Genomic DNA, 20,567 nt, shown 5'->3' with positions numbered 1-20,567 from the left:
TTACAGTACGAGGGTGTCGGCGATGAGGACGCGGGGGCCGGCGGGCGGGAAGGCGCGCTCGACGCCCTCCTCGGTGCAGCCGGTGTGCACCAGGACGGTGGCGGCGGTCAGGTCGAGCCGGCCGCCGGTGAACCGGGAGCCGGTGGCGCGGAAGCGGTTGTCGCCCGTGGCCGGCTCGACGCGGGTGGCGGTGGCCGTGCAGGCGGCCAGTTCCCAGGTCAGGACGCCCGGACCGGCGGCCCGGCCGAGGGCGGAGTTGTCCAGCGTGACGCCCTCCAGGCGCAGCCGCTGGTCGCGTACGGCGCTCAGCTCGATCTGCACGCCGTCGAGCCGGCCGCCGCTGATCACGACGTCGGCCGAGCCCACCGAGACCTTGCCCGGCCCGCTCAGGACGCAGCCGGTGAAGCGCAGGGCGCCGGAGCCGCGCAGGGTGGCGCCGTCGAGACCGGTGACGACGCACTCCTTGAAGTGCAGCGTGTTGCTCACCGGCGTCTGCACCAGCACCTGGTCCTTCGGCATGTCGAAGGAACAGCCCTCGATGACGTTGGGCCGTCCGGAGCGGTTGGATCGCTGGCCGATCGCGACGGTCTTCGCCGAGCAGCCGCGCATGTGCAGGCCGTCGGCGTTCACCTGGAGCGTTCCCGCCGGGTCGAACGTCGAGCGCGGGATCACCCGGACGTCCTCCAGCGTCAGGTCGGTGATCTTCGTCCCGGCGACGAACCACGAGCACAGGTGCTTGCGCACGGTGATCCGCTTGGCGCTGGTGCCCCAGAGGGCGCCGCTGTTGGCGATGTCCATGAGGCCGGAGTTGCCGGTGAAGACCAGGTCGTGCTCGTACTGGCCGTGGGTGGTGAAGGGGTTGCCGCCCTCGTCGTCGCCGTCGCCGTGGCAGTTCTCGACCGTGCAGTAGGCGCTGGCGGTGAAGTCGTTGAGATGGCGGACGTTGGAGGTGGTGCAGTCGGCGACGTGGCCGTACAGGCAGTAGATCTGCTGGGTCAGGTAGCCGGCTCCGCCGTACATGACGGTCGGGGGGTTCTTCAGGCTGCAGCGCTCGGTGCGGAAGTGGGTGCACCAGCGTCGCATGATCACCGGCCAGAAGCTGCCGGTGGCGTGCACGTCCTCGACGTCGCAGTGGACGGCGTACTCGTAGGCGACCGGGTGCGAGCCGGTGTACTCGTCGCCGCCGGGGGCCGCCTCGAAGCGCAGGTCGCGCACGTCGACGCGCTCGACCGGGTCGACCAGCGTCCAGGTCAGCGCACGGCCGGCGGCCAGCTCCCAGCCGTTCTTGTAGTTGACCCGGACGTGCCGGCCGTCGACGACCTGGGTGATCTGGACCAGGCGCTGGAGCTCGCGTTCGTACGTGCCGGCCAGCGCGTTGACCTCCACGGCCCACCACTGGCCGACCCGGAACCGCCGGGAGTCGACCTCGAAGACGTCGGCCAGGTCGGGGATCGTGGCCGTGAGCGTGCCGGTGACGGTGGTCTGAGTCCGCTCGCCCTGGAAGAACAGGACCGCGCCGAAGGGGTTGTCGTGGGAGTTCTTCTCGATGCCGACGGTGGTCATGGTGTGGCCGCCGAAGTCGAGCACCAGGTCGGAGCGCCGGAAGGTGTGGCGCTTGACGAAGTTGAGGTCGGTGTGGGCCTCGATCCTGGCGACGGCCGGGTCGTTGACCATGGCCTCCAGCGCGGCGTCGGCGGGCGTCCTGGTGTCGAAGACGCCGAACGCGCGGAAATCGAGGCAGCCGTCGTGCAGCTGGATCCAGCGGCCCTTGGGCGCGGAGCCGAGCACGGTGCCGCCGTTGGCGGGCGCGGTGGAGGCCGCGTCCCAGCGGACGAGCTTGCCGCCGCCGTCACCGGCGCGGTGATGGCCCGCGACACGCAGCAGCGTGCCGTCGGCGAGTCGGGAGGCGTCGAGCGCGAGAAGGCGCGCGACGTCGGCTACATGGTTCATGGGGGGAGGCCTTCGGGAACGGGGTGATGGGAAGGCCGGGCGACGTGCGAAGGCGGGCAGGCGGCGGTGCTGCGGCCCAGACGTCCGGCGCCGGGGGCCGCGGCGCTCGGAGTCGGATCTTCGCCCGAAACGATTGGCGAGGACGCTAGACAGTGGATGAGGCATCTGTCAAGCCGTCACGTGGCATGCCCGAGCTGCTGGGAGATCATCGCCGCCGTCTCTCTCACCTCCCGGCCGAGCTCCTGGTAGCGCCAGGCGGGCAGGTCGCGCTTGAGCGAGGTGATGCTGATCGCGCCGACGCAGGCGCCGGTGTGGTCGCGCAGCGCGCTGCCGATGCAGAAGATGCCGTCGGCGTCCTCCTCGTCGTCGACCGCGTAGCCGAGCTCCCTGACCGTCTTCAGGTGGGCCAGCAGCAACGGCAGCTCGGTGATCGTGTTGCCGGTCCGGCGTGGCAGGCCGACGTGGCCGACGACCCTGGCGACCTCCTCGTCGCCCATCTCGGCCAGCAGCGCCTTGCCCAGCCCGGTGCAGTGGGGCAGCTCCCTGGTGCCCATCCGCAGGTCGACCTGGATGCGCTCGCCGTTGCTCACCTGGTCGACCACGACGGCCTGGCCGGCCTCGGGCACCGCGAGCCTGGAGTTCATCCCGGTGCGTTCGGTGAGCTGGACCAGCGCGGGGCGGGCCACGTCGCGCAGCGAGAGCTGTTCCTGGGCCCTGGCGCCCAGCCTGGCCAGCGCCATGCCCAGCCGGTAGCGGCGGTTCATGCCCTCGCCGTCGTCGGCGACCAGGCTGTGGCCGCGCAGCGTGTAGAGGGTGGCGAAGGCGGCGCTCTTGCTCAGCCCGCAGGCCGCGGCGACCTCGGTCACGCTCATGCCGCCACCCGGCCCCACGCGGGACAGGACCTCCAGCACCTCGGCGGCGCGGGCGACGCTGCGGACCCAATATCGCGATTCCTCAGCAGCAGTGTTCGTCACAGCCGAACAGCTTAGCGGAATTCATCGTTGACCCTCACCCATTCTCGTGTTTCAATCTCCCTCATCTGTTCGGTATTGCCAAACACTGTTCGGAATTTGCGGCGGATGATCAGCGCTTCCCTGGCCGGGCCGGGCCGGGAGGCGCATCGGAGGAGAGAGATTTGAAGCACCTAGCCGAGCGCGCACGCCAGGTCATCCCCGGCGGCGTGAACAGCGGGCAGCGCAGCATCCCCGGGCTCACCGACCTGGTGATCACCCATGCCGCCGGCGCCCGCTTCCGCGACTCGCAAGGGCGGGAGTTCGTCGACTACCACGCCGCCTTCGGCCCGCCGCTGCTCGGCCACAACGACCCCGACGTCGGCGCGGCCGTCGCCGAGGCCGGCCGTACGGTGGACCTGTGCGGCGTCGGCGTCACCGCCGGCGAGGTCGAGCTCGCCGAGACGCTGGCCGAGCTCGTGCCGAGCGTGGAGAAGGTGCTCCTGACCAGCACCGGCAGCGAGGCCACCTTCCACGCCCTGCGCGTGGCCAGGGCCGCGACCGGCCGCCGGCTCGTGGTCAAGTTCCAGGGTTGCTACCACGGCTGGCACGACGCGGTCAGCCTCAACGTGATCTCCGCGCCGGAGAAGGTCGGCACGCACGACCCGATCTCGACCGGCATCCTGCCCGAGGTGCTGCAGGCCACGCTGGTCCTGCCGTTCAACGACCCCGAGGCGGTACGCCGGGCGTTCGCCGAGCACGGCGACGACATCGCCGCCGTCATCCTGGAGCCGGTGCCGCACAACGTCGGCTGCCTGCTGCCCGAGCAGGAGTTCCTGCAGACGCTGCGCGACGAGTGCACCAGGGCGGGCAGCGTGCTGATCTTCGACGAGGTCATCACCGGCTTCCGCCACCACCTGGGCGGCTGGCAGGCGATCTCCGGGATCACCCCCGACCTCACCACCATGGGCAAGGCGATCGCGAACGGCTACCCGGTGGGCGCGCTCGGAGGCCGCGCCGATCTCATGGAGCTGTTCAGCTCGCGGCCCGGCGGCCCCGCCTTCTTCGCCGGCACCTACAACGGCCACCCCGCCGTCGTGGCGGCCGCCCTGGCCACGCTGCGCAAGCTGCGCGAGGAGCCGGTGCACGAGCACGTCTTCCGCCTCGGCGAGCGGATCAGGACCGGCCTGGCCGAGGTCTTCGCCTCGCTGGACATCCCGGCGCTGGTCAGCGGGTACGGCTCGGTCTTCGTCGGCTACTTCATGACCGGACCCGCCCGCACCTACGACGACCTGCTGCGCAATGATGCCAACATGTTCATCGGGTACCGCCGCCGGCTGCTGGAGCACGGCATCTTCGAGCTGCCACTGAACCTCAAGCGCAGCCACGTCTCCTACGCCCACACCGACGCCGACGCCGACCACCTGCTGGAGGCGGCCGCCACCGCGGCCAGGCTCGCCCGCGGCGACGTGCTCGACCTGACCGACGTCAGCACCATGGGCGGCGCCGATGCTCACCGTTGACACCAGCCGCCCGGCCGGTCCCGCCGGCCGGATCAGCCGCGTCGAGACCCTCTCGCTGGGCACCGCCTGGCGCGACTTCTCCTACGTGCGCATCCACACCGACGAGGGGCTGAGCGGCATCGGCGAGATCACCCACCCCTACCGGGGCCGGGAGACCTGCTCGCTGACCGAGGCCATGGCGCAGCGCCACCTGATCGGCGCCGATCCCTTCGACGTCGAGGAGATCTGGCTGCGGATGTACCAGGGCGACTTCCTGCGCGGCGGCGACGTCGGCGGCATCGTCGTCTCCGGCGTCGACCAGGCGCTCCACGACATCATGGGCAAGGCGCTGGGCGTGCCCGTCTACCGGCTGACCGGCGGCGCCTGCCGCGACCGGGTGCGGGTCTACGCCAACGGCTGGTACACCGGCGAGCGGGACCCGCAGGTGTTCGCGGCCAAGGCCAAGGAGGTCGCCGCCCGCGGCTACACCGGGCTGAAGTTCGACCCGTTCGGCGCAGGGCTGGGCGAGTTGTCCCGGGCCGAGCTGCGGCTCTCGGTCGACATCGTCGCGGCGGTCCGCGAGGCCGTGCCCGACCTCGACCTGTTCGTCGAGGGGCACGCCCGGTTCGCGATGCCGACCGCCGTCCGGCTCGTGCGCGAGCTGGAGCCGTTCGACCTCGGCTGGTTCGAGGAGCCGCTGCCGTGGACGCACATCGAGCGCTACGCCGAGCTGCGGGCCCGCGCCGCCATGCCCATCTCCGGCGGCGAGCACTTCCACAACCGCTACGAGTACGCCCGGCTGTTCGCCACCGGCGCGGTCGACATCATCCAGCCCGACCTGTCGATGGCCGGCGGGTTCACCGAGATCAGGAAGCTGGCCGCGCAGGCCGACGTGCACGCCATGCTCGTCGCCCCGCACAACTCCAACTCCCCGCTGTGCACCACGGCCTCCGTGCACGCCGTGCTCGGCATGCCGAACCTGCTCGTCCTGGAGACGTTCGACGGCATGCTGGAGCCGTACGTCTTCGACGCGCTGAAGGGCGCCCTGCCGGTGATCGACGGCCACGTCGGGCTGCCGGAGCGGCCGGGGCTCGGCGTCGAGCTGGCCGACGAGGTCTTCGCCGAGCACCCGCCGTCCCACCGGTTCTGGAACATGTTCAAGGAGGGCTGGGAGAAGCGTGATCGTTGACGTCCACTCCCATCTGTTCACCTGCCCGGACGACGTCGGCGACCCGTTCGCGGCCGAGTCCGCCCGCGCGCACGGCGGTCATGTCGACCTGACCGTGCGCTGGGCGGACTACGCCGCCACCTCGCCCGCCGGCACCCGTACCGTCGTGGTGGGCGGCAAGGCCAGGCGCTCGGGCCTGTGGGTGGACGACGCCGCCGTGGCCGCCTACGCCGGCGAGCACCCCGACCGGCTCATCGGCTACCTGTCGCTCGACCCCACCCAGCCCGGCTGGCGCGACGAGCTGGAACACGGCCACCGCGACCTGGGGTTGCGCGGCATCAAGCTCATGCCGATGTACGCCGGTTTCGACCCGGCCGCGCCCGAGCTGGACGACCTGTACGCCTACGCCGCCCGTCACGGCCTGCCGCTGCTCGTGCACACCGGGACCACGTTCGTCTCGGCCGCGCCCCTGCGCTACGCGCTGCCGGTGCACCTGGACGAGGTCGCCATCAGGCATCCGGAGCTGCGCATGGTCCTGGCCCACCTCGGCCACCCGTACGAGGGCGAGTGCATCGCGGTGATCCGCAAGCACCGCCACGTCTACGCCGACGTCTCGGCCCTGCACTACCGCCCCTTCCAGCTCTGGCACAGCCTGCGCCTGGCCCAGGACTACGGGGTGTGGGGCAAGCTCCTGTTCGGCAGCGACTACCCCTTCACCACGGTGGACGCCTCGGTGGCGGGGCTGCGGGCCGTCGGCGCCGTCCCCGGCATCCCCGGCCTGCCGCCCCTGGACCGGGAGGAGATCGAGAAGCTGATCCACCGCCCGTCACTCGACCTGCTGGGGCTGTCATGACCGGACTGGCCGTGGTCACCGGGGCCGCCAGGGGCCTCGGCCAGGCCATCGCCGCACGCCTGACGGCCGACGGCTACCGGGTGATCACCGTCGACCGGCCGGGCGCGGGCTGCGCCTACGGCTTCGACCTGGCCGACACCGAGGGCCTGGCGGGGCTGGCCGACGCGGTCCGCCGCGACCACGGGCCGATCCACGTCCTGGTCAACAATGCCGGGGTGGCCCGGCTCGAACACTTCAACGAGATCACCGTGGCCGGCTGGCAGGCCGTCATGCGGGTCAACTGCGACGCGCCGTTCTTCCTGGCGCAGCGGGTGGCCGAGCACATGATCGCGGACGGCGTGCGGGGGCGGATCGTCAACGTCTCCTCCAAGAACGGGCTCATGGCCGAAGCCGGGCTGGCCCACTACAACGCCTCCAAGGGCGCCCTGGAGCTGATCACCCGCTCGCTCGCCGCGGAGCTGGGCGCCCACGGCATCACCGTCAACGCCGTGGCGCCCGGCATGATCGCCACCCCGATCGACGGCGACTTCCCCTTCGACCGCGCGGCCTTCGAGGCGGCGTGGGAGGAGCGCATCCCGCTGCGCGGCGGGTACGGCAGGCCGGACGACGTGGCCGGCGCGGTCGCGTACCTGGCCTCGGAGTCGGCCCGCTACGTCACCGGCGCCACCCTGGTCGTGGACGGCGGCGTGCTGGCCGACCAGATGCCGAGGACGCGGTTCATGCCGCCGTACCGGAACTCGTTGCGGCCCGGTTCCTGACCTGCGGCGTCGCCGGGACTCGGGTCAGGCGCCGGGGCTCGGGTCAGGCGCCGTCCAGAGGGTTGGCGGCGATCCGCCCCGCGACGTCGTTCCGGACCGACGCCGCGGCGGCGCTGTCCGGCTTGCGCCTGGCCTGGTCCTCGAAGCACGCCAGGAACTCGGCGCCGAAGCCCAGCCTGGGGTAGCGGGCGAGCAGCTCCGCCCTGGCGTCGGGCGCGAACTCCGCCGGCCGCCGCCCGACCACGTCCCAACTCGTGGCGACCTGCAGCAGGTGGGACTCGGGGTCCGCGGCGGCGGACACGTCGGCGCGCATGTGCAGCCTGATGATCTCGGTGGCCCGCTCGGCCCGCTCCGCCGGCCAGCCGGCCGCCGTGCCGAACACCCAGGCGAGCTGTCCGCCCGCCTCCTCGAACGGCAGCCGGTGGCTGTCGAAGGGCTCGGTCAGCCCCATGTCGTGGAGCAGCGCCGAGACGTAGTAGAGCTCGTCGTCGAAGGCGATGCCGTGGGCCGCGCCGTACATCGCTCCCCACAGGTAGGCGCGGACGCAGTGGTTGAGCAGCGCGGGCGAGCAGTAACGGCCGGCCACCGAAAGCGCCGCCGCGGCGGCGGGAGTCTCCGGGAACATGCCGTCAGCCTTTCATCCGGCCGCCGGATCTCGTCGCAAGGGCCGCCACTTGCCTCCTGGATACCATAGGGGGGTATAGTGTCTTCAACGGCAACGAGCCGAGGGAGGGCTGGCATGGCTGGACACGGCGGTAACAAGCAGGATCAAGGGATGCGGTTGCGCCGCATCGAGGGGCAGGTCCGCGGCCTGCAGCGCATGGTCGAGGACGACAAGTACTGCATCGACATCCTGACCCAGGTGTCGGCCGCGACCAGCGCCTTGAAGTCGTTCTCCCTGTCGTTGCTGGAGGACCACCTGGCCCACTGCGTCGCCGAGGCCACCTCGAAGGGCGGCCCGGAGGCCGAGGCCAAGGTCAAGGAAGCCTCCGAGGCCATCGCCAGACTTGTTCGTTCCTGACCGGATTGAAGGAGAGACCGATATGAGCACCACCACCTACACCGTCAAGGGCATGACCTGCGGCCACTGCGTCAGTTCGGTCAAGGAAGAGGTCGGCGAGGTCGCCGGAGTGACCGGCGTCGAGGTCGATCTGGCCTCCGGCCTGCTGACCGTCGAGAGTGACAGCCCGATCGACGCGGCGAAGATCGTCGCCGCCGTCGAGGAGGCCGGGTACGAAGTGGCGAACCCGTCGTGAACACCGTAGCCAAGCTCGGCTCCTACGCCCTGGGGCTGGCCGTCGTCTTCGGCGGCGCGCTGGGCGTCGGCAAGGCCGTGGGCCCGGTGGGGGCCGCTCCCGCCGCCGACCACAGCGCCATGGCGGCCACCACGGAGACCGCGCAGAGCGCGGGCCACAACCAGCACACAACCCAGCAGCAGACGACGACGAAGACGAACGATACCCCCGGGGGGCTCCAAGTGTCCGAGAACGGTTACACCCTCAACCCGCTCACCACGTCGATCAAGCCCGGTGAGCCCGCCGACTTCCGCTTCTCCGTGACCGGCCCCGACGGCCGCCCGGTCACCGACTACCAGGTCCAGCACGACAAGAAGCTGCACTTCATCGTGGTCTCCCGCGACCTGGGCAGCTTCCAGCACGTCCACCCGGAGATGTCGGCCGACGGCATCTGGTCGGTCAAGGTCACCTTCCCCGAGGCGGGCGGCTACCGGGCCTTCGCCGACTTCGCGCCGACCGGCGGCGAGGCCCTGACGCTGGGCGCCGACCTGGCCGTGGCGGGCGACTACCAGCCCAAGCCGCTCCCGGAGACCGGCCGCACGTCGAAGGTCGACGGCTACGAGGTCACCCTCGACGGCGACCTGACGCCGGGCCAGGCCGGCAAGCTCACCCTCAAGGTCAGCAAGGACGGCAAGCCGGTCACCGACCTGCAGCCCTACCTCGGCGCCTTCGGCCACCTGGTCGCCCTCCGCGCCCGTGACCTGGCCTACCTGCACGTCCACCCCGACGGCGAGCCGGGCGACGGCAAGACGCAGCCGGGCCCCGAGATCGTCTTCTACGCCGAGGTGCCGAGCGGCGGCGACTACCGCCTCTTCCTGGACTTCCAGCACGAGGGCGAGGTCCGTACCGCCGACTTCACGCTCGCCGCCGGGCCGAGGCCCGCCACCCCCGACGCGTCGCCGACGCCCGCCGGGCACGGCAACCACAGCCACTGAGAAAAGCCACTGGGAAAGGGGAACGGTGATGACCTCTGTCACCGATGACCGGCAGAACGCGGTCGAACTCTCGATCGGCGGCATGACCTGCGCCTCGTGCGCCAACCGCATCGAGCGCAAGCTCAACAAGATGGACGGCGTGACCGCCACGGTCAACTACGCCACCGAGAAGGCGAAGGTCACCTTCCCCGAAGGCGTCGATCCGCAGCAGCTGATCGCCCAGGTGGAGGCGGCCGGCTACACCGCCGCCCTGCCCGCGCCGCCCAGGACCGAGGGCGAGCCGGGCGAGCAGGAGCCGGAGGACGAGCTGCGGCCGTTGCGCAGCCGGCTGATCACTTCGGTGGTGCTGGCGGTGCCGGTGATCGCGATGGCGATGATCCCGCCGTTGCAGTTCACGAACTGGCAGTGGATGTCGCTGGTGCTCACCGCGCCGGTCGTGGTCTACGCCGGCTGGCCCTTCCACAAGGCCGCCTGGACGAACCTGCGCCACGGCGCCGCCACGATGGACACGCTGATCTCGGTCGGCACCATCGCCGCGCTCGGCTGGTCGTTGTGGGCGCTGTTCTTCGGCACGGCGGGCACCCCGGGCATGACCCACCCGTTCGCGTTCACGATCGAGCGCACCGACGGCTCGGGCAACATCTACCTGGAGGCCGCGGCGGGGGTGACCGCGTTCATCCTGGCCGGCCGCTACTTCGAGGCCCGTTCCAAGCGCCGGGCGGGCGCCGCCCTGCGCGCCCTGCTCGAACTGGGCGCCAAGGACGTCGCGGTGCTGCGCGACGGCGTGGAGACCCGCATCCCCAGCGACCGGCTGGCCGTGGGCGACCGGTTCGTCGTGCGGCCCGGCGAGAAGATCGCCACGGACGGTGTGATCGAGGAGGGCACTTCCGCGGTCGACGCCTCGATGCTGACCGGCGAGTCCGTGCCCGTCGAGGTGCAGCCCGGCGACACCGTCACCGGCGCGACCGTGAACGCCGGCGGCCGGCTGGTCGTCCGCGCCACCCGGGTCGGGGCCGACACGCAGCTCGCCCAGATGGCCAAGCTGGTCGAGGACGCCCAGACGGGCAAGGCGCAGGTGCAGCGGCTGGCCGACCGCGTGTCGGGCATCTTCGTGCCGATCGTGATCGCGCTGGCCCTGGGCACGCTGGGCTTCTGGCTCGGCACCGGCGACGGCGTCGGCGCGGCCTTCACCGCCGCGGTGGCCGTGCTGATCATCGCCTGCCCGTGCGCGCTCGGCCTGGCCACCCCGACGGCGCTGCTGGTCGGCACCGGCCGGGGCGCGCAGCTCGGCATCCTGATCAAGGGCCCCGAGGTGCTGGAGTCCACCCGCCGCATCGACACGGTGGTGCTCGACAAGACGGGCACCGTCACCGAGGGCCGGATGACGCTCACCGGCGTGCACCTGGCCGAGGGCGAGGACGAGGCCGAGGTGCTGCGCCTGGCGGGCGCTCTGGAGCACGCCTCCGAGCACCCGATCGCCCAGGCCATCGCCAAGGGCGCCGCCGCCCGCGTCGGCGACCTGCCCACCCCCGAGGACTTCGCGAACGTCGAGGGCCTCGGCGTCCAGGGCATCGTCGAGGGGCACGCGGTCCTGGTCGGCCGGCCGAGGCTGCTGGAGGAGTGGTCCCAGCACCTGTCGTCCGACCTGGAACGCGCTCTGCACGCCGCCCAGGCGGGCGGCAGGACCGCCGTGGCGGTCGGCTGGGACGGCAAGGCCCGCGCGGTGCTGGTGGTCGCCGACGTGATCAAGCCCACCAGCAAGGAGGCCATCCAGCAGCTCCGGGCGCTCGGTCTCACCCCGGTCCTGCTGACCGGCGACAACGAGGCCGTGGCGAAGACGGTGGCCGCCGAGGTCGGCATCGACGAGGTGATCGCCGAGGTGCTGCCCGCCGACAAGGTCGACGTCGTCAAGGAGCTCCAGGGCGAGGGCAAGGTCGTGGCGATGGTCGGCGACGGCGTCAACGACGCGGCCGCGCTCGCCCAGGCCGACCTGGGCCTGGCCATGGGCACCGGCACCGACGCCGCCATCGAGGCGTCCGACCTTACCCTGGTGCGCGGTGACCTGAGGGTGGCCGCCGACGCGATCAGGCTCTCCCGCCGGACGCTCGGCACGATCAAGGGCAACCTGTTCTGGGCCTTCGCCTACAACGTGGCCGCCCTGCCGCTGGCCGCGCTCGGCCTGCTCAACCCGATGATCGCGGGGGCCGCGATGGCCTTCTCCAGCGTGTTCGTGGTCAGCAACAGCCTGCGGCTACGCCGCTTCAAGTGAACAACCGCTACAAGTAGAACAACCGCTACAGGTGAACGACCGCTTCAAGTGAACAGCCGCGAAGAGGGCTTCGAGCGCGACGCTCGGAGCCCCTTTCGCGTCTCCGGCCGGAGCCGCTCACCACTGAGGAGCCGGATCATCACCGGACCCGGTGACCGCGTCGTCGTCAACACCTCCGGCCACCCGCCCGCCTTCTCCTGGCTCGAACGCATCGGCCGCCGGGTGGTCACCAGCCCGGCCCACGGGCCCGGCGGGCACCGCCTCGACCTGGACCGGCTGGAGCCCGACTTCGCCTCGGGCGCGCGGGCGTACCTGCTGGGCAACCCGCACAACCCCACCGGCCTGGTCCTCGGCCGCGAGGAGCTGACCCGGGTCGCCGTGCCGGCCGACCGCCATGACGTACGCGTCGTCACCGACGAGATCCTCGCGCCCCTCACCTGTCCAGGCCATCGGCACGTGCCGTTCCCGTCCCCGGACCACCCGGCGGCGGCGCGTTCCGTCGCCTTCGTCTCGGCGTCCAAGGACGGGAACGTGGCCGGGCTCAAGGCCGCGCCGGCGGTCCCAGGGCCGGACGCCCGCGCCGACGTGGCGGCGATCCACGAGACGGTCAGCGAGGGGGCCGGGCTGTTCGGCGTGCTCGCCTCCGAGGCCGCCTTCACCCACGGCCTTCCCTGGCTCGACCACGTGATCACCGCCCTCGACGGCAACCGGCGGCTGCTCGCCGACCGGCCGGCCGGCCTGCTGCCCGGCGTCGGCCACCACCCGCCGCAGGGTGGCTGTGTCGCCTGGCTCGACTGCCGTTCGCTGGGCCTGGGCGACGACCCCGCCCAGGTGTTTCCTGGACGAGGGCAGGGTCGGCCTGTCGTCGGGGCTGCGGTTCGGGCCGGAGGGACGCGGGTGCGTCCGGCTCAACTTCGCCACCTCACCGGCCCGGGTCGCCGAGGCCGTCGAGCGTATGGCTGCCGCCGTCGCCGGTCAGGGGCGGACCGCCCCGAGCAGCCGGGTGCGCCAGTAGTCGTCGAGGTCGACCACCTTGACGACGTCCCCGGTCTGGGGCGCGTGGACCATCTTTCCGTTGCCGGCGTACATGCCCATGTGCCCGAGCCCCTTGCTGAAGAGCAGGTCGCCGGGCTGCAACGCGTCGAGCGAAACGCGTCTGCTCGCGCCCCAGGCCCATTGCGTCCAGGTGGTGCGGGGCAGCTCGACCCCGGCGGTGCGCCAGGCGGCCTGGGTGAGGCCGGAGCAGTCGAAGGAGTTCGGGCCCTCGGCGCCGTACTGGTAGGGCTTGCCGACCTGAGCGAAGGCGAACTGCAACGCCAGGCGGGCGTTTCCGGAGGCCGAGCCGGTGTACCTGATGCCGGCGCTGTTCGGATCGCCGGCCCGGAAGGCGCCCAGCCTGCGCAGGAGCTTCGTCTGCGCCTTGACCAGCTTGTCGACCTTCGCCTTCTCCGCCCGCACCTTGTCGCGCGCCGCGTCGGCCTCGGCGAGGACGGTCCGGGCCTCGTCGCGCCGGGCGCGCAGGTCCTTGGTCGTCGCCTGGAACGCGGCCAGTTTCGCCGCCCTGGCCCGGGAGATCTGTTCCAGGGCGGCCATGCCGCTCAGGACCTCGTCGGGGGTGCCGTCGGCGACGAAGCGGCCCCAGGTCGTGAGCGGGCCCGACTGGTAGTCGCTGACCACCGCCGAGACGAGTTCCTTGCGTAACCCGTCCGCCTGGGCGTTCTTGCGCGCGACCTCGGCGTTGAGCGCGTCGTACTTCTGCTTGGCCTTCTTGTGCGCCTCGGTCGCCTGGTTGTACTGCTCGACCACCTCGTCGGCCCGCTCGTTCAGCTTCACCAGCCTGGCCTTGGCCTTGGCGGGCGACGGATCGGCCGAGGCCACGCCCGCGATGGAGACCGCCGCGACCGCCGCAAGTGTCACGGCCACTGCCGCTCGCCCCAGCCTCGTCGCCACGACCACTACGATGCCTCCTCGTACGTCTCCATGCCTGAGGCGGAATAGTACAGAAGTTTGCCCTGCTTGTTGGCATTTCGCCGGTACTATCCGGCATAACAGGCCGTCGTACCGGCTCGTTCGGGGATACGCACGCCGCGGTCGGCGCGTTCACCGGAACGCCGAAACGCCCGGCTCCGGTGGGAGCCGGGCGTTTCCCGACGACCTCAGCGGGCCGCGCGGTGCTCGGCGGCACGACGGGCGTCGGCCAGCGGCTTGGACGGGACGATCAGCGTGGGCCGCGCGGTGGCGTGCATGACGTGGGTGGACGTGCTGCCCGACAGCAGCGCCCGCAGCCCCTGCCGCCCGCGGGAGCCCAGGACGATCAGCGAGGCGTCGACCTCCTCGGCGGCGTCGACGATGGCGGCGGCGACGACCTCCTCCGGGACCGAGGCGACCCGCGGCTCGGCCCGCAGCCCGAGGGAGCGGGCGAGGTCGGCGCCCTCGGCGGCCAGCCGTTCCGAGGCGTCCATGGTCCTGGCGTCGATGTCCCGCAGGTCCTCCAGGGCGGGATGCCCTTCGAGGTGGGCGGCGAGGCTCTCCAGAGGCTGACGGGCGTACAGCACCACCGCGGACGCGCCGGGGAACAGCCGGGCGGCCTCCTCGACGGCGTGGCGGGCGTCGGGTGAACCGTCGTAGGCGATGAGGATGGACATGGGGATCTCCTTCGGAGCTGTGAGCGTCGAGGTCAGCCGCGGGTGGCGGCGGTGGTCTCGGCGGTGTCGGCGGCCTCGGCGGGTGCGGCGCCCCGCGAGCGGAGCGTCAGCGCGGCGATCAGGGCGCCGGCGACCGCGATCCCGGCGGCTCCCACGAAGGCCGAGGAGAAGCCGTCGGTCAGCGCGGGCAGGTTCCCGAGCTGGGCGGCGCCGTTGGCGGCGGCGACGGCCGTCATGGCGGCCAGTCCGAGTGCCGAGCCGACCTGGTAGCTGGTGTTGACGATGCCGGAGGCCAGGCCGCCCTCCTCGGGACGGGCGGAGGAGATGGCGGTGCCGAGCGAGGGGATGAAGGCCAGCGACATGCCGAGCGCGGCCACCAGGCTGGCGGGCAGGACGTCGACCGCGAAGCTGCCCTCGGGGCTGATCAGCGACAGCCAGCCCATCCCGACGGCGAGCAGGACGAGGCCCGCCACCGTGACGGCCTTGGGACCGAACCGGTTGATGGCACGCGGCGCCAGGACGATCATGCCGAGCATGATGAGGACGGTCATCGGCACCAGGGCCGCGCCGCTGGGGAAGGCGCTGTAGCCGAGGACCTGCTGCAGGTACAGGTTCAGGAAGAACCACATCGGGATCCAGGCCCCGCCGAGCAGGAGCTGGGTCAGGTTGGCGGCGGCGAGGTTCGGCGTACGGAAGATCGACAGCCTCATCAGCGGCTCGCGGCGGCGGGCCTGGATCGCGAGGAAGGCGATGAGCAGCGCGATCGCGGCGGCCAGCACGCCCCAGGTCTGGGCGGAGCCCCAGCCGACCTCGGGCGCCCGGACGATGGCGTAGACGGCCGCGCCCAGGCCGGCGGTGACGGTCAGCGCGCCGAGGATGTCGATGGAGCCGCGCTGGGACTGGCCGGCGGGCATCAGCGGGCGGGTGGCGAAGAGCGCGACGAGCGCGATCGGGATGTTGATGTAGAAGACCCAGGGCCAGCTCAGGTACTCGGTGATGACGCCGCCGAGGAACACACCCGCGGTGCCGCCCGCCGGGGCGGCCGCGCCGTACAGGGCGAGGGCCTTGGTGAGCTCCTTGGGGTCGTGGCCGAACAGCATCATCAGCAGGGTCAGCGCGGACGGGGCGATCAGGGCCGCGCCGACGCCCTGGACGGCACGTCCGGTGAGCTCGACCCACACCTCGGGGGCGATGCCGGCGACGAGCGAGCCGGCGAGCAGGATGAGCCAGCCGGCGCTGAACAGCTTGCGTGCGCCGAACAGGTCCGAGAGCCGGCCGCCGAGCAGCAGGAGCCCGCCGAAGGCGACGACGTAGGCGTTGAAGACCCACGACAGGTTCTCCTGCGAGAAGCCGAGGTCTTCCTGGATGCGGGGGAGGGCCACGCCGATGATCGACGTGTCCATGATGACGATGAACTGGGCCGTGGCGATCAGGGCCAGGGCGGTCCATCGCCGGGGGGATGGTGCGGACATGAGCATTCTCCAGCACTACGCCGTACCCCGGTGGGGGATGCGGGCGGGTCTTTGGGTTCCTCGGAAATACCGGTAGGGGGTATCTGGCGATGAACATATATACACCGGGGGGGTATCTGTCAAGTCCGCGCGCCCGGAGATCGCGTCGGCGGCACTGTGGGGCGGCCGGACCGCGTGCGCCGGCGATTCGCCCCGGCAGCCGGACGGCAGCGGCATTCCCGCAGCTCAGGGAGCTATGGCGACGCATCCGGGGGCCGGGCGTGACGCGTCACGGGGCAAGGGGGGCGCGGGTGACACATCGCGGCAGGGGTGCGCGGGGTCGTGCCGGGGGCGGGGATGCGGGATGGGGCACGCGGTATGCGGGGCGGGGGTATGTGGGACAGGTCGAGGGCGCGGGCGTGCGGGACGTGTCGGAGGTGTGCGCGGTGCGGGTGTGCGGGGTGCGGGTGTGCGGGGCGGGGGTGTGCGGGACCCGTCAGGGGCGGGGTGTGCGGGCTCTGTGTAGCGGGGAGCTGGTGTGCGGGGTGTGCGTCGTGAGGAGCGGGTGTCGCGCTGGGCGGGATCGCCGCGCTCTCCTGGTCTGGCGGCGGGGGCGGCCCGTGGTGGCGCCAGGGAAATCCCGCTCATGGCGGCGAGCCGGGGGCGTTGTGCTCCGGGCTCGGCGTCGGGAGCCGGCCCTTGCGGTGGCCGGAGGTGACCGCTCATGGCGGCGGGACGGGTGCCTGCGAGCGGGCCCGCCTCTCGTCCGGGATCCCTGGGTGATCGCGGACGGCGGCGGGTCGGCTCATGTCGTGCCTGGGGCGGCGTCCTGTCAGTGGCCCTGGTGGCCGTGGTGGTCCTCGTGACCTTGGTGACCTCGGGGGGCGCCGTGGTCGCCGTGGTCGCCGTGGCCCTGGTGGTACTGGTGGATCACGGCGTGACCCTTGCCGCGGGAGATCAGCCACTTGTTCACCGGCGTCGTCAGCAGGAAAGCCACCAGCAGCGACCCGGCCAGTGCCACCCAGAACAGCCAGTTGGCCAGCCCGGCGTCCATCGCGCCCGGCACGGTCACCATCACGGTGTTGTCCAGCACCTCCATCACCGCGATCGAGATGGTGTCGGCGGCCAGCGCCACCTTCAGCGCCGCCTTGAAGTCCAGCCCGGCGCGCAGGACGCCGCGCATGGTCAGCGCGTAACCGAACACGAAGGCCAGCGCCACCGAGAGGATCACGGTGGCGAGGTTGGACAGGCCGACCGCGGTGCCGATCACCATGCCGAGCACTTCGCCGATCGCGCACCCGGTCAGGCAGTGCAGGGTCGCCTGGGCGGCCATGGCCCACGTGGCGGCGGGCGGAGCGGCGTGATGTTGCTCCGACGAGGAGGAGGGAGGGTGATGTCCACTATGGTCCATGGTGATACTCCTTAGGTGGGGTGACCGATTTTAGGGGTATGGGGTATGCCGGTAAAGATGGAGGTGAGCCTCCTGCCGGCGGCATGTGGACGAAGGGAGAGGTCGGGGATCGGCTTCGCAGGGATGGTCGCTCTACTATTCTGCATAGTAGCTTCCCGTCGGCGTGCGGGGCGCGGGCATGGCCCTGGCGTCGTCCCGTCCTCACGGCCTGCGTGGATCCGTCTCGGGAACAGCCCGCCCGCCGCCCCCGCTCGGGCGGGCATGAACAGGCGAGGGCGCGGCGGCGCGGTGTGGCTGCGCTGGACCGTGCCCTGCGGCTCCACGGAGGTCCGGCCCGGCCCCGCGCGCTGAGTGCGGGGGCGGACGCGCCGGGGCGTCGCCGGACGCCGTCCGGCCACCCGGCTACTAACAGTAGTAGTAGGTCAGAGTGACAGTAGTGAGTGGCAGTGGTGGGCCAGGAACGAGCCGACCCCCGGCGCCAGCGCCACCGCCGCGGGCCCGCCGAGCAGCGCGCTGACCGCCAGCAGCCCGGTCAGCCGTTCGCGGCGGCCGAGCGGCTCCTCGGGGCCGAGGAGCCGGCGTACGCGGCTGAGCGCCGTCTCCCCGCCCGCCCCGAGCGTGAACGCGGGCGCGCGCCCGGTGGCCAGGCTCACCAGCGCCGCGGCGATCTGGGCGCGCGGGTGGCGGCGGGCGGCGACGTCGTCGGCGAGCAGCTCGACCAGCCGGGCGATCTCGGTCCTGGCCCGCTCGAACAGCGGCACCCTGGGGAACGCCCGGACCAGGGCCTCGGCCCCGGCCAGCACCAGGTGATGACGGCCGCGCAGGTGTGCCCGCTCGTGCTCCAGCACGGCGGCGATCTGCTCCGGGGTCAGGGCCCGCAGCGCACTCGTGGTGATGACCGTCTGCGCGCGCCGGCCCGGCACGCAGTACGCCAGCCGCTCGTCGTAGTCGATCACCACCACGCCCAGCTCGGCGTCGCGCCGCCCGAGCAGCCGCAACATGGCGGCGTGCCGGCGACGCTCCACGGCGGCTTTCACCAGCACCGTCCCGCCGCACCAGAGCACCCTGGCCAGGACCGCGCCGGCCGCCAGCATGGCCGCGAACCCCACCCGGGACACGCCGGAGCCGTCGCCCAGCATGTCGGCGCACGCCTCGAACAACCCCGCCAGCCCGTGGCCCACGATCTCGGCCGGCACGGCGAAGGCCAGCGCGGCGAGCACGGCCGAGGCGACCACGGACGCCGCCCCCGCCTGCCACAGCGCGATCGCCAGCCGCGGCGCCCGGTCGGACCACTTCGCGGCCCGCTGCCCCAGCACGGGCAGCCAGAGGGCCGCCACCACCGTGTAACAGGCCAGGACGACGGCGGCGATCATGCGGGCCGGCCCCGGTGCGGGTAGACCTGCAGGGCCGCCTCCAGCGCCGCGGCCTCCTCGGGGGTGAGCCGTTCGAGGAAGTGCACGAGGGTGGCGGCCTGGTTGCCGCTGCCCGCGAGCGCGCGGCGCATCAGGTCGGCGGTGTAGGCCTCCTTGGAGGCGACCGGTTCGTAGACGTAGGCGCGGCCGACGGCCTCGCGCCGGAGCATGCCCTTGGTGTGCAGCTTGTCCATCACGGTCATCACCGTGGTGTAGGCGATGGTCCGCCGCTGCTTGAGGTCTTCGAAGACGTCGCGGACCGAGGCGGGACGCCGCCTGGCCCACATCCAGTCCATGATCGTGGATTCGAGCTCGCCAAGGCCACGCATCATGCCGGTCATGCTACCCGCGGTCGTAGTCAGAGCGCCTCGCCCGCGGCGATGGACCGCTTGAGCCTGATCAGGTCCTTCGGCGCGTTGACGGCGACCGCGCCGACCAGCACGCCCTCACGGGCGAAGGCCACGGCGAAGCGGTCCTCCTCCGGGTGGCCGGCGACGACGCGCGCCTCGTCGGCCAGGTGGGGCAGCCCGGCCGTCTGGATGCGGGCGCCGTGCACGTGGGTGGCGAAGTTGGGCACGTCCGCGAACGGCTGCGCCTCGTCGGGGCCGGCCAGCAGGTTGCGGGCGGCCACCGCGCCCTGCTCGTTGGCGTTGGACCAGTGCTCGACGCGGATCAGGGCGTCGCCGTACAGGCGGTGCGGCCAGCGGGCCACGTCGCCCGCCGCGACGACGTTCACCGAGCCGGCGGCGTACAGGGTCGGCTCGCACAGCACGCCGTCGTCCACGGTCAGGCCGCTGCCCACCAGCCATTCGGTGTTGGGCGTCACGCCCATGCCGCCGACGACCAGGTCGGCGGAGAGTACGCGGCCGTCGCCGAGCCGCACCTGGCCGCCGGTCACGTCGGTGACGCGGACGCCGGTGACGAGTTCGACGCCGTTGCGTTCGTGGTGCCCGGCCAGCCAGCGCGCCGCCTCGGTGCCGAGGCCCGCGTGCATGGGGTACGGCCCGGAGTCGACCAGGGTGACCTTGCGGCCGAGCTGTCTGGCCGTGGTCGCCACCTCGCCGCCGATGAACCCACCGCCGATGACCAGCACGTGCTCGTGGCCGGACTCCAGCTCGGCGCGCAGGACCAGGGCGTCCTCGAGGGTGCGCAGGGTGTGCACGCCGTCGAGCCGCCTGGGACGGGCGCCGCTCGCGACGACCAGGCCGTCGTAGCCGAGCTCGGCGCCGTCGTCGAGGACGACCGTGCGGCTCCTGGCGTCCAGGCGTACGGCCTGCCTGCCGCGCAGCCAGTCGTCACCGAGCTCTTCCGCGCCGGGGAGCGTGACGTCCTCGTCGCCGCGCAGGACACTCTTGGACAGCGGCGGCCGGTTGTACGGCACGTGCGCCTCCGCGCCGACCAGCGTGAGCTCGCCGTCGAAGCCCTCCCGGCGCAGGGTCTGGACGGCCCGCAGCCCCGCCAGCGAGGCGCCGACCACAACGATCTTGTCAAGTGTTCTCATGCGAGGCAACGATACCGGGTGGGGGTATGGCCGAGGCAATGTGACCCGCGTCTCACATACCCCACCGTCGTATGGCTTGCCATTCCGGAAGATCGGGCGTACGTTCTCTTCGACATACCCGGCCGGGGTATCACGAGAGGAGCGAGGCGAAGACCTACACGGTGTCCGGCATGACCTGCGGCGGCTGCGCGGGCACCGTCAAGACCGAGATCGGCAAGGTCGCCGGGGTCTCCTCGGTCGACGTCGAGCTGGCCACGGGGCAGGTGACCGTCACCTCGACCGACGCCCTCGACGACGCGAAGATCAGGGACGTCGTCGAAGAGGCGGGCTACGAGCTGGTGGCCGGCTGAGCCGGCGAGACCACCGAAGCGGCGCCGGGCCGACCCCGGCGCCGCTTCGGCATGTCCGGCACTGATCCCGGCGCCGCTTCGGCTTGGTCGGCGTTGATCCCGGCGCCGCTTCGGCTT

At 72.2% G+C, this 20,567-nt stretch carries 19 protein-coding genes and 1 pseudogene; 10 read left to right on the top strand and 10 right to left on the bottom strand.

The window, feature by feature from the left end:
• Positions 1-1,950, bottom strand: coding sequence for a hypothetical protein (locus tag ABZ444_RS27550; protein ID WP_358002630.1), 1,950 nt, complete (start codon positions 1,948-1,950; stop codon positions 1-3).
• 176 nt (positions 1,951-2,126) lie between these two features.
• Complete coding sequence (locus tag ABZ444_RS27545) at positions 2,127-2,924, bottom strand: IclR family transcriptional regulator (protein ID WP_358002627.1); 798 nt, start codon at positions 2,922-2,924, stop codon at positions 2,127-2,129.
• A 161-nt stretch (positions 2,925-3,085) separates the two neighbouring features.
• Between ABZ444_RS27545 and ABZ444_RS27540 the strand changes: the two genes are divergently transcribed.
• Genes ABZ444_RS27540 through ABZ444_RS27525 form a run of 4 tightly spaced genes read left to right on the top strand, consistent with a single transcriptional unit; the run spans position 3,086 to position 7,181 of the window.
• Complete coding sequence (locus ABZ444_RS27540; protein WP_358002624.1) at positions 3,086-4,423, top strand: aspartate aminotransferase family protein; 1,338 nt, start codon at positions 3,086-3,088, stop codon at positions 4,421-4,423.
• On the top strand, positions 4,410-5,591 hold the full coding sequence (locus tag ABZ444_RS27535; protein ID WP_358002621.1) for a mandelate racemase/muconate lactonizing enzyme family protein: 1,182 nt from the start codon (positions 4,410-4,412) through the stop codon (positions 5,589-5,591). The genes ABZ444_RS27540 and ABZ444_RS27535 overlap by 14 nt, the downstream gene beginning before the upstream one ends.
• The gene (locus ABZ444_RS27530; RefSeq protein ID WP_358002618.1) at positions 5,581-6,423 is read left to right on the top strand and encodes an amidohydrolase family protein; all 843 of its coding nucleotides are present in this window, start codon (positions 5,581-5,583) and stop codon (positions 6,421-6,423) included. Before ABZ444_RS27535 ends, ABZ444_RS27530 begins: the two co-directional genes overlap by 11 nt.
• A complete protein-coding gene (locus ABZ444_RS27525) occupies positions 6,420-7,181 on the top strand; it encodes an SDR family oxidoreductase (protein WP_358002615.1) in 762 nt (253 codons plus the stop codon). Before ABZ444_RS27530 ends, ABZ444_RS27525 begins: the two co-directional genes overlap by 4 nt.
• A gap of 43 nt (positions 7,182-7,224) precedes the next feature.
• On the opposite strand, the gene ABZ444_RS27520 is transcribed toward ABZ444_RS27525, so the two are convergent.
• Positions 7,225-7,806: an HD domain-containing protein gene (locus ABZ444_RS27520; protein ID WP_358002612.1), complete on the bottom strand. Its 582-nt coding sequence runs from the start codon at positions 7,804-7,806 to the stop codon at positions 7,225-7,227.
• Positions 7,807-7,920: 114 nt separating this feature from the next.
• Here ABZ444_RS27520 and ABZ444_RS27515 point away from each other — a divergent pair, with 114 nt between their 5' ends.
• The 5 genes and pseudogenes from ABZ444_RS27515 to ABZ444_RS27495 form a co-directional block, all read left to right on the top strand.
• Positions 7,921-8,202 (top strand): metal-sensitive transcriptional regulator, encoded by a 282-nt coding sequence (locus ABZ444_RS27515; RefSeq protein WP_358002609.1) that lies wholly within the window; start codon positions 7,921-7,923, stop codon positions 8,200-8,202.
• Between the two features lie 22 nt (positions 8,203-8,224).
• Positions 8,225-8,437: a copper ion binding protein gene (locus ABZ444_RS27510; protein WP_358002606.1), complete on the top strand. Its 213-nt coding sequence runs from the start codon at positions 8,225-8,227 to the stop codon at positions 8,435-8,437.
• Positions 8,434-9,411, top strand: coding sequence for a hypothetical protein (locus tag ABZ444_RS27505; RefSeq protein ID WP_358002603.1), 978 nt, complete (start codon positions 8,434-8,436; stop codon positions 9,409-9,411). Before ABZ444_RS27510 ends, ABZ444_RS27505 begins: the two co-directional genes overlap by 4 nt.
• A 28-nt stretch (positions 9,412-9,439) precedes the next feature.
• Positions 9,440-11,680, top strand: a complete 2,241-nt coding sequence (locus ABZ444_RS27500) for a heavy metal translocating P-type ATPase (protein ID WP_358002600.1) — start codon at positions 9,440-9,442, stop codon at positions 11,678-11,680.
• A gap of 48 nt (positions 11,681-11,728) precedes the next feature.
• Positions 11,729-12,424: pseudogene (locus ABZ444_RS27495) on the top strand (aminotransferase class I/II-fold pyridoxal phosphate-dependent enzyme); the annotation flags it as partial.
• Positions 12,425-12,655: 231 nt separating this feature from the next.
• Here the strand turns inward: ABZ444_RS27495 and ABZ444_RS27490 are convergent.
• The 7 genes from ABZ444_RS27490 to ABZ444_RS27460 form a co-directional block, all read right to left on the bottom strand.
• The gene (locus tag ABZ444_RS27490) at positions 12,656-13,603 is read right to left on the bottom strand and encodes an NlpC/P60 family protein (protein ID WP_358002597.1); all 948 of its coding nucleotides are present in this window, start codon (positions 13,601-13,603) and stop codon (positions 12,656-12,658) included.
• A 233-nt stretch (positions 13,604-13,836) separates the two neighbouring features.
• Positions 13,837-14,325, bottom strand: coding sequence for a universal stress protein (locus ABZ444_RS27485; protein WP_352356013.1), 489 nt, complete (start codon positions 14,323-14,325; stop codon positions 13,837-13,839).
• Positions 14,326-14,357: 32 nt separating this feature from the next.
• Complete coding sequence (locus tag ABZ444_RS27480; protein ID WP_358002594.1) at positions 14,358-15,797, bottom strand: MFS transporter; 1,440 nt, start codon at positions 15,795-15,797, stop codon at positions 14,358-14,360.
• Between the two features lie 811 nt (positions 15,798-16,608).
• Positions 16,609-17,187: a DUF4396 domain-containing protein gene (locus ABZ444_RS27475; RefSeq protein WP_358002591.1), complete on the bottom strand. Its 579-nt coding sequence runs from the start codon at positions 17,185-17,187 to the stop codon at positions 16,609-16,611.
• 422 nt (positions 17,188-17,609) lie between these two features.
• Positions 17,610-18,560: a M56 family metallopeptidase gene (locus tag ABZ444_RS27470; protein WP_358002588.1), complete on the bottom strand. Its 951-nt coding sequence runs from the start codon at positions 18,558-18,560 to the stop codon at positions 17,610-17,612.
• A complete protein-coding gene (locus ABZ444_RS27465; protein ID WP_357972372.1) occupies positions 18,557-18,931 on the bottom strand; it encodes a BlaI/MecI/CopY family transcriptional regulator in 375 nt (124 codons plus the stop codon). Before ABZ444_RS27465 ends, ABZ444_RS27470 begins: the two co-directional genes overlap by 4 nt.
• A gap of 26 nt (positions 18,932-18,957) precedes the next feature.
• Positions 18,958-20,100, bottom strand: coding sequence for an FAD-dependent oxidoreductase (locus ABZ444_RS27460; RefSeq protein ID WP_358002585.1), 1,143 nt, complete (start codon positions 20,098-20,100; stop codon positions 18,958-18,960).
• Between the two features lie 161 nt (positions 20,101-20,261).
• Here ABZ444_RS27460 and ABZ444_RS27455 point away from each other — a divergent pair, with 161 nt between their 5' ends.
• Positions 20,262-20,450: a heavy metal-associated domain-containing protein gene (locus ABZ444_RS27455; protein WP_358002582.1), complete on the top strand. Its 189-nt coding sequence runs from the start codon at positions 20,262-20,264 to the stop codon at positions 20,448-20,450.
• Positions 20,451-20,567: the final 117 nt, after the last annotated feature.

The organism is Nonomuraea sp. NPDC005730, assembly GCF_040630865.1.
Taxonomy (GTDB): domain Bacteria; phylum Actinomycetota; class Actinomycetes; order Streptosporangiales; family Streptosporangiaceae; genus Nonomuraea.
Note: the sequence above shows the minus strand (reverse complement) of the source record. Positions and strands in the feature narration are given on the sequence as shown.

Coding starts and splice junctions, on each gene's coding strand:
- ABZ444_RS27475 (WP_358002591.1), bottom strand. CDS start 17,187: ATGGACCATAGTGGACATCACCCTCCCTCCTCCTCGTCGGAGCAACAT.
- ABZ444_RS27470 (WP_358002588.1), bottom strand. CDS start 18,560: ATGATCGCCGCCGTCGTCCTGGCCTGTTACACGGTGGTGGCGGCCCTC.
- ABZ444_RS27515 (WP_358002609.1), top strand. CDS start 7,921: ATGGCTGGACACGGCGGTAACAAGCAGGATCAAGGGATGCGGTTGCGC.
- ABZ444_RS27480 (WP_358002594.1), bottom strand. CDS start 15,797: ATGTCCGCACCATCCCCCCGGCGATGGACCGCCCTGGCCCTGATCGCC.
- ABZ444_RS27535 (WP_358002621.1), top strand. CDS start 4,410: ATGCTCACCGTTGACACCAGCCGCCCGGCCGGTCCCGCCGGCCGGATC.
- ABZ444_RS27460 (WP_358002585.1), bottom strand. CDS start 20,100: ATGAGAACACTTGACAAGATCGTTGTGGTCGGCGCCTCGCTGGCGGGG.
- ABZ444_RS27510 (WP_358002606.1), top strand. CDS start 8,225: ATGAGCACCACCACCTACACCGTCAAGGGCATGACCTGCGGCCACTGC.
- ABZ444_RS27525 (WP_358002615.1), top strand. CDS start 6,420: ATGACCGGACTGGCCGTGGTCACCGGGGCCGCCAGGGGCCTCGGCCAG.
- ABZ444_RS27485 (WP_352356013.1), bottom strand. CDS start 14,325: ATGTCCATCCTCATCGCCTACGACGGTTCACCCGACGCCCGCCACGCC.
- ABZ444_RS27465 (WP_357972372.1), bottom strand. CDS start 18,931: ATGATGCGTGGCCTTGGCGAGCTCGAATCCACGATCATGGACTGGATG.
- ABZ444_RS27550 (WP_358002630.1), bottom strand. CDS start 1,950: ATGAACCATGTAGCCGACGTCGCGCGCCTTCTCGCGCTCGACGCCTCC.
- ABZ444_RS27500 (WP_358002600.1), top strand. CDS start 9,440: ATGACCTCTGTCACCGATGACCGGCAGAACGCGGTCGAACTCTCGATC.
- ABZ444_RS27520 (WP_358002612.1), bottom strand. CDS start 7,806: ATGTTCCCGGAGACTCCCGCCGCCGCGGCGGCGCTTTCGGTGGCCGGC.